At 66.8% G+C, this 13,905-nt stretch carries 15 protein-coding genes; 9 read left to right on the top strand and 6 right to left on the bottom strand.

Features of this window, described 5'->3' with window-relative positions; all coding sequences use genetic code 11:
- Both ACWDU1_RS18065 and ACWDU1_RS18060 read right to left on the bottom strand, forming a co-directional pair.
- On the bottom strand, window positions 1-1,506 hold a 1,506-nt coding region (locus ACWDU1_RS18065), incomplete at its 3' end, for an ABC transporter permease subunit (RefSeq protein WP_449999821.1).
- A gap of 6 nt (window positions 1,507-1,512) precedes the next feature.
- The gene (locus tag ACWDU1_RS18060) at window positions 1,513-2,889 is read right to left on the bottom strand and encodes an ABC transporter substrate-binding protein (protein WP_449999819.1); all 1,377 of its coding nucleotides are present in this window, start codon (window positions 2,887-2,889) and stop codon (window positions 1,513-1,515) included.
- A 346-nt stretch (window positions 2,890-3,235) separates the two neighbouring features.
- On the opposite strand from ACWDU1_RS18060, the gene ACWDU1_RS18055 reads away from it, so the two are divergent.
- The 7 genes from ACWDU1_RS18055 (at window position 3,236) to ACWDU1_RS18025 (ending at window position 9,065) form a co-directional block, all read left to right on the top strand.
- Window positions 3,236-3,766 carry a carboxymuconolactone decarboxylase family protein gene (locus ACWDU1_RS18055; RefSeq protein ID WP_449999817.1) on the top strand — a complete coding sequence of 177 codons (531 nt, stop codon included), beginning with the start codon at window positions 3,236-3,238 and terminating at the stop codon, window positions 3,764-3,766.
- 4 nt (window positions 3,767-3,770) lie between these two features.
- Window positions 3,771-5,033, top strand: a complete 1,263-nt coding sequence (locus tag ACWDU1_RS18050) for an aromatic ring-hydroxylating oxygenase subunit alpha (protein ID WP_449999815.1) — start codon at window positions 3,771-3,773, stop codon at window positions 5,031-5,033.
- Window positions 5,023-5,358 carry a hypothetical protein gene (locus ACWDU1_RS18045; RefSeq protein ID WP_357422351.1) on the top strand — a complete coding sequence of 112 codons (336 nt, stop codon included), beginning with the start codon at window positions 5,023-5,025 and terminating at the stop codon, window positions 5,356-5,358. The genes ACWDU1_RS18050 and ACWDU1_RS18045 overlap by 11 nt, the downstream gene beginning before the upstream one ends.
- A gap of 1 nt (window position 5,359) precedes the next feature.
- Window positions 5,360-6,574, top strand: coding sequence for an amidohydrolase family protein (locus tag ACWDU1_RS18040; protein ID WP_449999813.1), 1,215 nt, complete (start codon window positions 5,360-5,362; stop codon window positions 6,572-6,574).
- On the top strand, window positions 6,558-6,974 hold the full coding sequence (locus tag ACWDU1_RS18035; RefSeq protein WP_449999811.1) for a nuclear transport factor 2 family protein: 417 nt from the start codon (window positions 6,558-6,560) through the stop codon (window positions 6,972-6,974). The genes ACWDU1_RS18040 and ACWDU1_RS18035 overlap by 17 nt, the downstream gene beginning before the upstream one ends.
- A gap of 130 nt (window positions 6,975-7,104) precedes the next feature.
- The gene (locus ACWDU1_RS18030) at window positions 7,105-8,193 is read left to right on the top strand and encodes an acyl-CoA dehydrogenase family protein (protein ID WP_449999823.1); all 1,089 of its coding nucleotides are present in this window, start codon (window positions 7,105-7,107) and stop codon (window positions 8,191-8,193) included.
- 50 nt (window positions 8,194-8,243) lie between these two features.
- Window positions 8,244-9,065 (top strand): acyl-CoA dehydrogenase family protein, encoded by an 822-nt coding sequence (locus ACWDU1_RS18025; RefSeq protein ID WP_449999822.1) that lies wholly within the window; start codon window positions 8,244-8,246, stop codon window positions 9,063-9,065.
- A 119-nt stretch (window positions 9,066-9,184) separates the two neighbouring features.
- On the opposite strand, the gene ACWDU1_RS18020 is transcribed toward ACWDU1_RS18025, so the two are convergent.
- The 4 genes from ACWDU1_RS18020 to ACWDU1_RS18005 all read right to left on the bottom strand — a co-directional run bounded on the left by ACWDU1_RS18020 (window position 9,185) and on the right by ACWDU1_RS18005 (window position 12,655).
- Window positions 9,185-9,727: a hypothetical protein gene (locus ACWDU1_RS18020; protein WP_449999809.1), complete on the bottom strand. Its 543-nt coding sequence runs from the start codon at window positions 9,725-9,727 to the stop codon at window positions 9,185-9,187.
- A gap of 305 nt (window positions 9,728-10,032) precedes the next feature.
- The gene (locus tag ACWDU1_RS18015) at window positions 10,033-10,542 is read right to left on the bottom strand and encodes a hypothetical protein (RefSeq protein ID WP_449999808.1); all 510 of its coding nucleotides are present in this window, start codon (window positions 10,540-10,542) and stop codon (window positions 10,033-10,035) included.
- A 202-nt stretch (window positions 10,543-10,744) separates the two neighbouring features.
- Window positions 10,745-11,533, bottom strand: coding sequence for an enoyl-CoA hydratase (locus ACWDU1_RS18010; RefSeq protein ID WP_449999806.1), 789 nt, complete (start codon window positions 11,531-11,533; stop codon window positions 10,745-10,747).
- Between the two features lie 123 nt (window positions 11,534-11,656).
- Window positions 11,657-12,655, bottom strand: coding sequence for an acyl-CoA dehydrogenase family protein (locus tag ACWDU1_RS18005; RefSeq protein WP_449999804.1), 999 nt, complete (start codon window positions 12,653-12,655; stop codon window positions 11,657-11,659).
- Window positions 12,656-12,839: 184 nt separating this feature from the next.
- Here ACWDU1_RS18005 and ACWDU1_RS18000 point away from each other — a divergent pair, with 184 nt between their 5' ends.
- On the top strand, window positions 12,840-13,496 hold the full coding sequence (locus tag ACWDU1_RS18000; protein ID WP_449999803.1) for a TetR/AcrR family transcriptional regulator: 657 nt from the start codon (window positions 12,840-12,842) through the stop codon (window positions 13,494-13,496).
- Window positions 13,497-13,544: 48 nt separating this feature from the next.
- On the top strand, window positions 13,545-13,905 hold a 361-nt coding region (locus ACWDU1_RS17995), incomplete at its 3' end, for an acyl-CoA thioesterase domain-containing protein (protein WP_449999801.1).

Raw genomic sequence — 13,905 nt, 5'->3', positions numbered from 1 at the left:
GGCGTAGGCGGCCTCACTGTCGCGCAGGGCGATGAGCCGGCGGCCGAAGCGCCCGCGCCGCAGTACCGCGACACCGAGCGTGGCGACCGCCAGGCAGACCGCCGCGAAGATCGTGACCCGCTCGACGGTATCGAGGTGCAGCCCGAACAGATTCAGTCCGGCGACCTCCACCGAGCCCTGGTCGAAGAACGAGATCCGCACCCCGGCCACCTCGAAGGCGGGCAGGTTGAAGATCCAGCGGTCCATGATCACCGCGAACGCCGCGGTACCCAGCGCCAGATACACGCCCGACAACCGCAGCGCCGGCACCGCGACCAGCGCGCCCGCGATCGCCGCGATCAGCACGGCGCCTATCAGGCCCCACCACTGCCCGTCCGGCGCCAGATGCGCGTAGGCCACCGCGCCGATCCCGGCCATGGTCAGCTGGGCCAGCGAGATCTGCCCCGCGTATCCCGACAGCGGCACGAACGACAGCGCGATCACCCCGAAGGCGAACATCGGCCCGTAGGCGATCAGATCACTTTCACCGAGCGTGGTCGCGACCATCAGTCCGAGTAGCACGATCACCCCGGCGAAGAACACCGCGCCGCCGCGGGAAGGCGTGGGCACCGGGCTGAGTTTGCGGTCCCGGCCCCGCAACCGGCCGTGCGGGAACAGCAGCAGTGCCAGCAGCAGCAACAACGCCGGCGCGGCCAGCCGCAGCCCCGGCAGGTACTCGTTCTGCGGAAGATACCCGGTCAGATAGCTTTCCATCAGGCCGATCACGACCGCCCCGAGGAAGGTCATCGGCAGGCTGCGCAACCGCCCGAAGATGGCGGCGGTGTACGCGCTGACGATCAGCAATGACAGGGTGGACGCGTCCAGCGAGACCGTCGGGGCGATCAGGATGCCGCCGATCGCGGCCAGTTCGATCCCGAGGATCCAGGCGACCCGGTTGGCCCGGACCGGGTCGGCGCCGGTGAGTCCGGCCAATGCCCGGTCGTCGACCGTCGCCCGCATCTCCGCGCCGGTGCGGGTGTTGAACAGCAGCACCCGCAATCCCACCGCCACCGCGACCGCCACCAGCATGGTCAGCAGCTGATGCCAGGTGACGGTCGCCGAGCCGAGCCGGATCGGCTCCGCCTCGGCGAAGAAGGTGGGCAGCGTCCGGGCTTCCATCGGATCCCAGATCCAGCGCGCGAGGGCGATGAGACCGCTGAGCAACGCGACCGTCATCACCAGTTTCTCGGCGTCGCCGAGACCCTGCACGGCACGCAGCGCCCGTTCGACGAGCAGACCGGACAGCGGGGCCAGCACCAGCAGCACCACAGCGAGGGCGATCGGTACCGGGACACCCCAGCCGGCGGTGAGCTGCCAGTAGGAGAAGGCGGCCATCATCCCGGCGGCGCCGTGCGCGAAATTGAAGATTCCGGTGGTCGTATGGGTGAGCACCAGGCCGCTGCCGATCACGGCATAGACGGCCGCGGTGCTCAGCCCGACGATCCCGAAGGCGAGGAATTGATCCATGATCGGTTACTTGACGTCCGCCATGGTCTTACCGACATCGGCGAGCGTCATCGGCTCCCCGTAGTTGCCGGTGTACCGGTAGGGCGGGGTCCCGCAGCGCACCAGGCCGTTGTTGGCGCCGAAATCCGCCGGTTTCCAGCCGTCCGCGGTGGCCTGCATGACGTTGAAGCAGGTCGGCGGTGCGTCGGAATTGGACAGATCGTTCGGGCTGTGCAGCCCGCCGCCGGTCCATTCGGTTTCCTTCTTCGCCGTCTCGATCAGGCAGGTGCGGGTGAGTTCGGATCCGCAGGCGCTCGCCGATTTCGCGAACAGCAGCCAGGCCGAGAAGGCGCGCACCGCGGGCAGCGTCATCACGGCGTCCGGGGCGTACTTCTTGTACAGGTCCTGCAACTGCCGCATGGACGGGGACTGATCGGCCTGCTGCGGCGGTGTCACGCCGCCGAGATCCACCAGGTTGTTCTGATAGGTCGCGGACGGGCCCAGCAAGTCCACGTAATCGGGCCGGAAGGCGTTGTTGTTCGGGTCGATCCAGTCCAGTTTGTAGTCCATCGAGGTCAGTTTCTCCTCGAGTTTGGCCAGCGGCGCGTCTTCGCCGTACCAGATCAGACCGCGGACCCCGCTGTTCTTGATGGCCTGCGCGTAGGGCGTCCAGTCGGTGACGCCGCCCACCGGATACAGCTGGTTGTAGATGACGTTCGCGCCCATCGCCTTCAGCGATTCGACCGCCTTGTCACCGAGGACCTTGGTGACCGGGGAGTCGCCGTTGATGATGCCGACCGCGCTGGCCGACTGCGGGTAGGCCTCCTTGGTCAGCCACTGCCGGAAGGCGTTGTAGGGGTCGTAGTGGGCGTAGGTGCTCGGGGAGGGGATCACCTGCAGGTCGGTGCCGAGGTTCGGCTGCTGGGAGACCTGCGCCGGGATATCGGGCAGCGTGCATTCCAGCCGCTCCTTGGTACCGAGACCGTCGAGGCCGGCGCCGCCGCCCACGAGAGCGAAATCGGTACGGCAGGCCTCCACCATCTTCTGGCGGACCGCCATCACCTTGGAATCGTGGATCTGGGTGGTGACGGTGCGCCCGTTGATTCCGCCCGCGGCATTGCACCAGGAGGTGAACACCTTCGCGGCATCCACGAATTCGGGGTTCTTGGAGTAGCCGACATCAGAGAAGACGCCGATGGTGATCTCTTTGTCGGTGACGCCCTGGGTCGGTGAGCCGGAGGCGTCACCGCCCTGGCAGACCCCGCTCAGATCGCCGAAATCGGCGACCACGGTGTCGTCCGAGGACGACGACTCGACTTCGCTGCCGGTGCGGCCTCCGCATCCTGCGGTGGCGAGCAGAGCAACGGCCAGCAGTGCTGCGGCGGCTGTTCGCTTCGGTCTCACGACGGTCCTTTCTGCGCTGGGCCCCATCGGCCAGCCGATCGTGATCAGGCGGGACAGCGGCCCGCCCGGACACCGAGCTCCGCATCGGGCCTTCCCGGCCGACCGGGTCGTATCCGCAGCTCTCGGTGAATGAAAACTAGCTTCTCACTTATCGAGAATCAATATCCTGTTTTTCGGGTACTCCAGCCTCCGGAGGACTGTGTTCGCGCCGGAAGAGTCGCGTTGTCGCCGCGACCCCGCAGGGGCCTGCGACCTGGCCGGTAATACGTCGCGTTGACTATCCGGCCGTCCCGTGGAAATCTGTTATCCGAAAGCGAGAATATCATTCTCATCGAGAGGAGGCGCGATGCGGATACCGCCGCTACCCGCGGACCGGTGGGACGAGGAGGTCGACAGCGCGCTCCGGGTGATGCTGCCGCGCCGGCTGCGCAATCCGGAGTCGGCGAGCAACGCCCTGTCGACACTGGTCCGGCATCCCGCGCTGACCAAGGCGTTTCTCACCCTGAACGTCCACCTGCTGTTCCAGTCCTCGCTGCCGGCCCGGCTGCGCGAACTCGCCATCCTGCGGGTCGCTCATCTGCGCGACTGCGTCTACGAGTGGAACCACCACCGGGAAGCCGCACTCGCGGAGGGCATCACGGAACAGGAGATCGAGGCGGTCCGCCGCGGTGAGGCGGAGGCCGGGCTCGACCGCCTCGTCCTGCGCGCGGTCGACGAACTCGACGAGAAATCGAATCTGACCGACGCGACCTGGGACGCGTTGTGCGCAGAACTCGACGAACACCAGCGGATGGATCTGATCTTCACCATCGGCACCTACAACACGCTCGCCGCAGCCTTCAACACCTTCGGCGTCCGATCCGAGTACGAGAGGTAATCCCTTGGCACACTTCAACAAACCGGCAGCGGGTAGCTGGACCGAGCATTACCCGGACCTGGGCACCGAACCGGTCGACTACAGCGATTCCATCGACCCGCAGTTCTACGAGGACGAGCGCGAAGCCATCTTCAAGCGGACCTGGCTCAATGTCGGCCGGGTGGAACGGCTGCCGCGCAAGGGCAGCTACTTCACCAAGGAACTCACCTCGGCCGGGACGTCGCTGATCATCGTCCGCGGTAACGACAACGAGATCCACGCCTACCACAACGTCTGCCGGCACCGCGGAAACAAGCTGGTCTGGGACGATTTCCCCAACGAGGAGACCTCGGGCTTCTGCAAGCAGTTCACCTGCAAGTACCACGCCTGGCGCTACAGCCTCGAGGGCGAGCTGACCTTCGTCCAGCAGGAGAAGGAGTTCTTCGGCCTGGACAAGGCCGACTACGGGCTCAAGGATGTGCGCTGCGAGGTGTGGGAGGGGTTCATCTTCGTCAACCTCGACCACGACGCCGAACCGCTGACCACCTTCCTGGGCCCGATGATCAAGGGACTCGAGGGCTACCCGTTCCACGAGATGACCGAGGTGTTCAGTTACAAGGCCGAGGTCGGCAGTAACTGGAAACTGTTCATCGACGCGTTCGCCGAGTTCTACCACGCCCCGATCCTGCATATGAAGCAGGCGGTCAAGGACGAGGCCGACAAACTCGCCGGCTACGGCTACGAGGCGCTGCACTACGACATCCAGGCGCCGCATTCGATGATCTCGTCGTGGGGCGGTATGGCCCCGCCCAAGGACCTGAACATGGTCAAGCCGATCGAGCGCATCCTGCGCAGCGGCCTGTTCGGCCCGTGGGACCGGCCCGATATCGAGGGCCTGGATCCGCTGCCCGTGGGTATCAATCCCGCCGGCCACAAGGCCTGGGGCGTGGACGAATTCGAGATCTGGCCCAATATGTCGCTGCTGTTCTGGGCCCCGGGCTGGTACCTCACCTACCACTACTGGCCGACCGCGGTGAACAAGCACATCTTCGAGGCCAATCTCTACTTCGTGCCGGCGAAGACGGCCCGCGAGCGCCTGGCCCAGGAGCTGGCCGGGGTGACCTTCAAGGAATACGCGTTGCAGGACGCCAACACCCTCGAGGCCACCCAGACCATGATCGCCACCCGTACGGTCACCGATTTCCCGCTCAACGACCAGGAGATCCTGCTGCGCCACCTGCACAAGACCGCCCAGAAGAAAGTCGAGGAATACCGCAATGGCAACTGAGTCGAAACTGCCGGCCGAATTCGCCGATCTCGCGAAGTTCGAGGACTGGATCCTGCCCACCGAGCCCGAGCGGTACGCCAAGCGGCTGGCCTCCACCATGCCGGAGATGCAGGAGTTCTACGACGCGGGGATGGCCCGCCTCGAGGACGCCATCGCCTACTGCGACCGGTTCGATCTCGACGATCTGCCCGACGACGCGCGCAATCTGTTCCATCTGATGCAGTCGCTGGTGATGGCCTCGTTCCCGGTGGAGGTGTGGAAACAGCCCCGGGTGCCCGACAGCGGCGCGGCCTACCTGGACATCGTGCGGGAGCCGGTGGTCTGACATGCTCACCCTACGAGCCGCCGGCCTGCTCGACGTGGACAGCGGCGAGATCATCCGTCCCGGCATCCTCCGTGTCGACGGCGACAGAATCGTCGGTGTCGGGGGTGAGGCGGAGGGGGAGGTCATCGATCTCGGTGACCTCGTCCTGCTGCCCGGTCTCATGGACATGGAGGTCAACCTGCTGATGGGCGGGCGGGGCGAAACCGGCCTCAGCTCCTCGGTGCAGGACGATCCCCCGCTGCGCATGATGCGGGCGGTCGGCAATGCCCGGCGCACACTGCGCGCCGGGTTCACCACCGTGCGCAATCTGGGCCTCTTCGTGAAAACCGGCGGCTATCTGCTCGATGTCGCGCTGGGCAAGGCGATCGACGCGGGCTGGATCGACGGGCCCCGGATCGTGCCGGCCGGTCACGCCATCACCCCGACCGGTGGACATCTGGACCCCACGATGTTCTCGGCGTTCGCCCCCGATGTGCTGAAGCTGACCCTCGAAGAGGGAATCGCCAACGGTGTCGACGAGGTCCGCAAAGCGGTGCGGTACCAGATCAAACACGGCGCCCAGCTCATCAAGGTCTGCGTATCCGGCGGCGTGATGTCGCTGACCGGTGCGCCGGGCGCCCAGCACTATTCGACCGAGGAACTGTGCGCGATCGTCGACGAGGCGCATCGCCGGGGGCTGCGGGTGGCCGCCCACACCCACGGGGCGGACGCGGTCAAGAACGCGGTCAAGGCCGGGATCGACTGTATCGAGCACGGATTCCTGATGGACGACGAGGCCATCGAGGCACTGGTTCGCGCGGGCACCTATCTGGTGCCCACCACTCGACTGGCCGATGCGATGGATGTCTCCAAGGCGGCCCCGGAGCTCCAGGCCAAAGCGGCCGAGATGTTCCCCCGCGCGCGGACCTCGGTGAAGGCCGCCTACGACGCGGGCGTCAAGATCGCGGTCGGCACCGACGCGCCCGCGATTCCGCACGGCCGCAACGCCGACGAACTGGTGGCCCTCGTCGAACGCGGACTCGATCCGCTCACCGTGCTCCGGGCCGCGACGGTCACCGCGGCCGAGCTCATCCAGGTCGAGGACCGGGGCCGGCTGGCCGAAGGACTGCTCGCGGACGTCATCGGCGTTCCCGGCGATCCGCTGGCCGATATCACCGTCACCCAGCAGGTGCGGTTCGTGATGAAAGGCGGAAAGGTCTATGGCGGCAATCGATGACATCATCGAGATCCAGCAACTGCTGGCGCGCTACGCGGTGACCATCACCAAAGGCGATATCGACGGACTGATCGGGGTCTTCACCCCGGACGGCACCTACAGCGCCTTCGGCGACACCTACACCCTCGACGTGTTCCCCGAACTCGTCGAGGCCGCGCCCAAGGGCCTGTTCCTCACCGGGACACCGCTGATCGAATTGGAGGGCGACACCGGCACCGGCACCCAGCCGCTGTGCTTCGTCGAGCACTCCGCCCACGATATGCGGATCGGCTACTACAGCGATACCTACCTGCGCACCGGCCAGGGCTGGCGACTGCGCACCCGCGCCATGACCTTCATCCGGCGCAGCGGTATCCACGATTCCGGTATCCCGCACGCCTTCGAGCGGCCCACGGTATGAGCGAGTCAGGCCCGGAGGAGGCAGTGCGATACCTTCGCCTGCGCTTCGGCCTCCGCGTCAGGAAGCAGACCGATCACAAAGCCTCGCCCATACCCGAGGAGACAGCATGAGCGAGTCGGGCCCGGAGGGTATTACGGTTGCCGGCTTCCGGACACGGCTGCGGGCCTGGCTCGACGACAACGACCTCTCCCCCGGGCCGGAGACCGGATTCGACGCCCAGGTCGCGCAACTGGCCCGGGTGCGGCGCGCCCTCTTCGACGCCGGGTGGATGCGTTACGGCTGGCCGGAGACCGTGGGCGGCCTGGGCGGGGAACCGCTGCTGCGGGCCGTACTGGGCGAGGAGGTCGCCACCCGCGACCTCGCCGAACCCGGTATCTACTCGATGATCGAGGTCTTGGCCCCGACGATGATCTCCTATGCCCGCCCCGAACTGGCCGCGGAGATGGTGCCGCGGCTGCTCGACGGTTCGGAGCAGTGGTGTCAGGGGTTCTCCGAACCCGGTTCCGGGTCCGATCTCGCGTCGCTGCGGACCAGAGCCGAACCGCGCGGAACGGACTGGGTGATCGACGGGCAGAAGGTGTGGACCAGCCTCGCGCAGTTCGCGTCCCGCTGCGTCCTGCTCACCCGCACCGGGCCCGGCCACGACGGGATCACCGCGTTCTTCGTCGATATGGACACCCCGGGTATCACCGTCCGCCCGCTGCGGACCATGCACGGAGTGGACGAATTCGCCGAGGTGTACTTCGACGACGTGGTGGTCGGCGCCGACCGGATGCTCGGCGCTCCGGGCGACGGCTGGCGGGTGGCCATGGATCTGCTGCCCTATGAGCGCTCCACCTGTTTCTGGCATCGGATCGCCCATCTGTTCACCCGGCTCGACCGGGTGCTGGACCAGACCGCCGCCGGCGACGACGCCGACCTCGGGGCCGCCTACCTTGCCCTGCACACGGTGCGCTGCCGTTCCCGGGAGACCCAGCGCCGCTTGGCCGCCGGCGCCGCGCTGGGTCCCGACACCTCGATCGACAAAGTACTGCTGGCCACCGCCGAACAGCAGTTGTTCGATACGGCCCGGGACCTGCTGCCCGGCGAGATAGAACTCGACGACACCGAGTGGCGGTCGGAATTCCTGTATTCCCGGGCGGCCACGATCTACGGCGGCACGGCCGAGATACAGCGCAATATCATCGCCCGCCGCCTGCTCGACCTGGGGAAGGAGTAACGGTGGATGCCGCCGAACTGACCCTGCTCACCGATACGCTGCGTAAGACGATGGTCGCGCCGCCCACCGGCGGGCTCTATTCCGCGCTGTGCGAACTCGGCTGGCACGACCTGCTGGCCGGGCCGGAAACCGCGGATATCGCCGTACCACTGGTCTTCCGGTTACTCGGGGAGACGGGCGCGCAGGCCCCGCTGATCAACGACGTGATCGCGTATGCGGCCGGCCGGCCGTTCGGAGAGACCCCCGCGCTGCCCTTCACGGGCGGAAGCCGGGTCCGCTGGCATACCGAACCCGTGGGCGGCGATGCCCTGCTCGACCCGGAACTCCCCGTGGCGCGAATCGACGATGCCGCCGAATCCGCGCTCGCGGCAGACGATCTCCCCCTCGCACCGGCGCGGCGCGCACTCGGCTGGTGGCTGACCGGCTCGTCCCGGGCCATGCTCGGCCTGGCCCGGACCCACGCGCTGGAACGGCATCAATTCGGCAGGCCCGTCTCAGGTTTCCAGGCGATTCGCCATCGCCTCGCGGAGGCACTGGTCGCGATAGAGGGCGCCGAGGCCGCCCTCGCCCTCACTCCCGGCGACGCGCACCATCCGGCGCACCCGCATATCCAGCGTTCGAATCCGGAGGAGTCCGATGCGCTCGGGGCGCTGCTGGCCAAGGCCGCGGCGGGTCGGGCGGCCCTGCTCACCGCGCGCCACTGCCAGCAGGTGCTCGGCGGTATCGGGTTCACGGCCGAACACGAATTCCACCGGCACTACAAACGAGTACTGGTACTCGACGGACTGCTGGGCAGCGCCCGCGAACTCACTCGCGAAGCGGGCGCGACGCTGCGTAATCTCGGATACGCGCCCCGTCTCGCTCATCTGTGACCGGATTCCGATCCGCTCCGCCCTGGCGGCGCTCCAGGGTGGGGATCACCGGTCCGCCCGGTGCAACGACGCCTGCGCGACGTTCCGGCCACCGGGTTCCGGGTCTCGGACCCGCAGGATCAGGCGCACGCCTGGGAGGTACCCCCGGATATCGCGACCAGTCCGCACATCGTGGTGGCCGCGATCTTCCAGCCGTCCGGCTCCCGGACCGCGTGCCCGACCTGATTGCTCACCACGGGATTGCCGGAGATGTTCAGCGTGAACCGCAATTCGGCGCTGCTGGAATCGAGCAGCGTCACATCGGATACCTGCACCGTGGTCAGCGCGGTGCGGATGTGGTTGACCATGCCGCCGATCTCGGTCTCGAAATCCTCGCCTCGTTCGACCAGGGCGATCCGATCCTCGGTCGGTGTGGCGGGCGCGAAGAAGGTGTCGTAGACACCGCTGATCGCGGCTGCCGCGGCGGCCGGCGAATCCGATACGGCGACACCGGCTCCCGGGTTCTGCGGCCCCGAGGCCGCCACCTCCTTCGGAGTTTCGGTCGTCGGGAGTACATAGCAATTGTCCGGGCCGAAGAAGTTGCCGCAGCCGGTGATCGCGCTCAGGGAGAGGGCTACCCCGCAGGCCGCGGCGGTTCGGGCCACCCGGCGTCTTCGTGACATCGATCTGTCTTTCTGGAGAGTGGTGATACGCCGCCCGGGAAACGACGTTTCCACGGGCGCAGCGGAGTTTAGCCCGGGACCCTCTGGGGTATAGGCCAATTCGAGACTTTGAGCGGATGGATATCCGGTAAATACCCGGACACGGGAAACCGGCCCGCCGGTGACCGGACGGCCTATCGATACTGCGCAACCGATACGACACATCCGGCCACCGGCCGGACCCCCTCCGCGGAACACCCGCTCCACGGAGGGTCGAGAATCCCCACCCTCGAGGAGGCGGCGGGGTACGGACACCCGGACGGGTGTCAGCTACACGCGGGAACCGCTTGGCCGCTGCCCTGCACCGCCAGCAGCGCACAGAAGGTCATGGCCGCGACCTTCCAGGTGTCGCCCTCCTTGAGCGCCTGCCCGGACTGGTCCGGCAGCACGGGATTACCACCCAGCAGCAGGGTGTAGGTGACATCGGCGGTCTTGTCGTCGACGAGCTGGACGGCCGAGACGGTCACGCTGGTACCGGAGGCGCGGGGATCGGAGGCCATTCCCTCCAGGAAGGGTTTGAAGGCGTCGCCCTTCTCGACCAGCCCGGCCCGGGTCGCGGGCGGGGCCTTACCGTCGAAGAAGGTGACATAGGCGTCGGTGATGGCCTTTTCGGTCTCCGCGGACGCGGTGGCCGGGGCCGCCGACGTGGTCGCGGCCGGGGCCGAGGTCGCCGCCGCGGCGTCGTCCTCGGAATCGCCGCAACCGATGACGGCGGTGGCGGTGAGGGCCATCAGGCCGATGAGAGCGGCGGTACGCCGCGTTCTGCTGGAGCGCATGACGGAAACCTTTCCGATGGGCACTTCGTCACCGAATTGTCCATCCGGGATATTCAGAAACAGGGTCCGGGACGTCGTAAATTCGGTTACGCTGCCCGTGTCAGAAAGAATCCCTGATCGCCGGTTTCCGTCGGCGTCGTTTTTTCTCTTCGAAATCGGGGGATCGTCACCGCGGCGAACGGGACGATCCCCCGATCGACATCTATTTGATGTTCGTCTTCATCTGTTCCAGGTCGACCAGGATCGGGTATCCGCTCACACTCAGGGCATTTCCGTGCCCGGTCGAATGGATATCGAAAACCGACTGGATGGCGGCGTAGAACCCCTGGACGTCGAGGGTCTGATTGACCGCCCGCTTCGCCTGCCGCAACCCGAAGGGCGGCATCTTCGCGATCTGCGCGGCCAGCTCCGCGGTCTTGGCGGGCAGCTCCTCCAGCGGCACCACCGTATTCACCATGCCGGCCTGCTCGGCCTCGGCGGCGGTGACCGCACGGCCGGTGAACAGGATCTCCTTGGCCTTGCGGTGGCCGAGCTCCCAGGTGTGGCCGTGATATTCGACCCCGCCGATACCCATCATCGCGACCGGATCGGAGAACAGCGCGTTATCCGCGGCGATGATCAGGTCGCACGGCCAGCACAGCATCAGGCCACCCGCGATACAGCGCCCCTGTACGGCGGCGATGGTCGGTTTGGGGATATTCCGCCATCGCAGCGTGTATTCCAGATACCGGCGGCTCTCGGTCTGATATATCCAGTCGAGCGTGATCTTCTCCGGTGCGGGCCAGCTGTCGTCTTTGAGATCGTGGCCGGCCGAGAAATGTTTTCCGGCCGCGTTCAGGACGATCACCACGACATCGTCGTCGGAGGCGGCCCGGGTCCAGGCGGCGTCCAATTCATCGAGCAGCGCGGAATTCTGCGCATTGGCCGCCTCGGGGCGGTTCAGGGTGATCGTCGCGATCTTGTCGGCGACCGTGTAGTCGATATACGACAAAACAGTGCTCCTCGGTTCCGGGACGCACCGGGGCCGTACCCCGGTGCTCGTATTCCGTTTACTACGCCGCCTGCCGCCGGTGGATCCGGCGGCGGTGCGGGCGCGCTCCCATGATGTCGCCGATCACCGCCGGGACGCACGGTGTTCGGCGGCCACCACGGCGCGATGCACGGCCGCGCCCCCGAACAGCAGTTCGCCGGCCTTGGCCCGCTTGATCGCGAACTGCAGATCGTTCTCCCAGGTGAATCCCATTGCACCGAACAACTGGACACCGTGCCGGAACACCAGCGACTGGCATTCGCCCGCGGCCGCCTTGGCCATGGCCGCCGCCAGGGTACGGCGGGAATCGTTCTCCGCCAGGCACAGTGCCGCGAAATAGGCCAGTGCCCGGGCCCGTTCGATGGCGATATGCATATCGGTGGCCTTGTGCTGGACCGCCTGGAAGGCACCGATCGGGGTGTCGAACTGCTTCCGGGTCCGCACATGATCCAGGACGAGGTCCAGGACCCGCTGGCAGGCGCCCACCGTGGTCAGCGCCAGACCTGTCAGCGCCAGTTGCCGGGCGCGCACCGGATCCCCGGTGCCGCGATCGGCGTCGGTGACCCGGACCTCGTCGAAGGTGATATCGGCGATATGCAGGACCGGGTCGAAAACCGCCGCCCGGCGCGTACTCACGGCGTGCGCGGGTACCAGGAACACCCCGGCCTCGGTGACCACGGCCAGGCGATCGCAGCGGTCGCCGTCGAGAACCTGCCGGGCGGTGCCGTTCAGCAGCCAGCCCTCCCCGTCCCGGGTGGCGGTGACGCCTTCGAAGATCGCGGCGCCGGTACCGTCCGCGGTGGCGGACTCCCCGGCCAAGGGCGCGAACTGGGTCATCGTGGCGAGATAGGGTGTCGGATCGGTGGCCCGGCCCAGCCCTTCCAGCACGATTCCGAGTTCGACGGTCGCCTCCGGTTCGAGCAGTTCGGTCCAGCCGAGTTCCACATAGGTCTTCCAGAGCCGCCCCGAATCGGCGCCGGCGTCGACGATCTCCCGGATGACCGAGGGCGGGCACTCCTTGGCCGTCACTTCCCGGACCGTATCGCGCAGCAGCCGTTGATCGGCATCGAACTCGAAGAGCATCCGGGCTGCCTCCTGTTGACGGGGTTGCGTTACGTTCAGGAGAATAGCATTCTCTTGAGATGAAATTAATAGTCTCCTCAAGGGTGCGAACACGGCACGTGCCTGCCCAGACATGGGACGTTCTCCGGTACAGTGCACTCATGTTCTCCACAGATGGGATCGACGGGATCGGACGGGCCGGCCGGTGACCAGTCCGAGCGAAGAACCGGCCTGGAAGCAGCGCGCCGTCGAACGCTCCATTCGCACCGCGAAGTTACGCGCCGAACAGCGAGTGCAGCGCTTCCTCGATGCCGCCCAGGCGATCATCACCGAGAAGGGCACCACCGATTTCACGGTCCAGGAGGTCGTGGATCGGTCGAAGCAGTCCCTGCGCAGCTTCTACCTGCAGTTCGACGGTAAACACGAACTGCTGCTGGCACTGTTCGAAGATGCCCTCAGCCGCACCGCGGACCAGATCCGCGCGGCGGTGGCCGGTAAGGACAACGCGCTGGACCGATTGCAGCTCGCCGTAGAACTGCTCTACGAGCTCTGCCGCCCGGACCCCACCGCGCAGCGCCCGCTGTTCACCGATTTCGCGCCGCAACTACTGGTGAGCCATCCGGCACAGGTGAAGGTCGCGCACGCGCCGCTGGTCACGCTGTTCATCGAGCTGATGATCGACGCCGACGAGGCCGGTCTGCTGCGCGCGGAGATCAATCCGCGGCGGATGGCGGCCATGGTCATGCAGACGGTCATGTTCACCGCGCAGTCCAACGGCGGCATCGACGACGAGACGGCCCATCCGATCTCGGCCGAGGAGATCTGGGAGTTCTGCGCCCGCGGATTCAGCCGGACGAAATAACCGAGAATAGCGTTCTCCAAATCAGAGATACGGGTTTACACTCGCTGTATGCCCGATCTCTGGACCGATCTCCTCGCCTGCATGGACCTGCGCCTGCGTCCTTCCGCGCCGCACACCGGTGACGACGCACCGGAGCCGGACCCGCAGGCCACCCTCTCGGTATTCGAAGGCCCCAATCAGCAGCTGGAGTATCACCGGCTCTTCGGCGGTCAGCTGCTCGCGCAGTTCCTGCGCGCCGCGGTTTTCGCCTGCCCGGACAAGACCGTCAAATCCGTCCATGTGATCTTCGCGCGCGAAGGCAAGAGCGACGCCCCGGTCTACTACGTGGTGCAGCCGCAGCACCGCGGCCGTTCGTTCGCCACCCTGACCATCGTCGCGCGCCAGAAGGGCGATGTGATCGCCACCGCGC

This window comes from Nocardia sp. NPDC003345 (genome assembly GCF_053589395.1).
Note: the sequence above shows the minus strand (reverse complement) of the source record. Positions and strands in the feature narration are given on the sequence as shown.

Excerpts from the sequence above, each read along its gene's own strand:
- ACWDU1_RS18045 (WP_357422351.1), top strand. The coding sequence starts at position 5,023 with ATGGCAACTGAGTCGAAACTGCCGGCCGAATTCGCCGATCTCGCGAAG.
- ACWDU1_RS18040 (WP_449999813.1), top strand. The coding sequence starts at position 5,360 with ATGCTCACCCTACGAGCCGCCGGCCTGCTCGACGTGGACAGCGGCGAG.
- ACWDU1_RS18020 (WP_449999809.1), bottom strand. The coding sequence starts at position 9,727 with ATGTCACGAAGACGCCGGGTGGCCCGAACCGCCGCGGCCTGCGGGGTA.
- ACWDU1_RS18005 (WP_449999804.1), bottom strand. The coding sequence starts at position 12,655 with ATGCTCTTCGAGTTCGATGCCGATCAACGGCTGCTGCGCGATACGGTC.
- ACWDU1_RS18015 (WP_449999808.1), bottom strand. The coding sequence starts at position 10,542 with ATGCGCTCCAGCAGAACGCGGCGTACCGCCGCTCTCATCGGCCTGATG.
- ACWDU1_RS18055 (WP_449999817.1), top strand. The coding sequence starts at position 3,236 with ATGCGGATACCGCCGCTACCCGCGGACCGGTGGGACGAGGAGGTCGAC.
- ACWDU1_RS18025 (WP_449999822.1), top strand. The coding sequence starts at position 8,244 with ATGGTCGCGCCGCCCACCGGCGGGCTCTATTCCGCGCTGTGCGAACTC.
- ACWDU1_RS18035 (WP_449999811.1), top strand. The coding sequence starts at position 6,558 with ATGGCGGCAATCGATGACATCATCGAGATCCAGCAACTGCTGGCGCGC.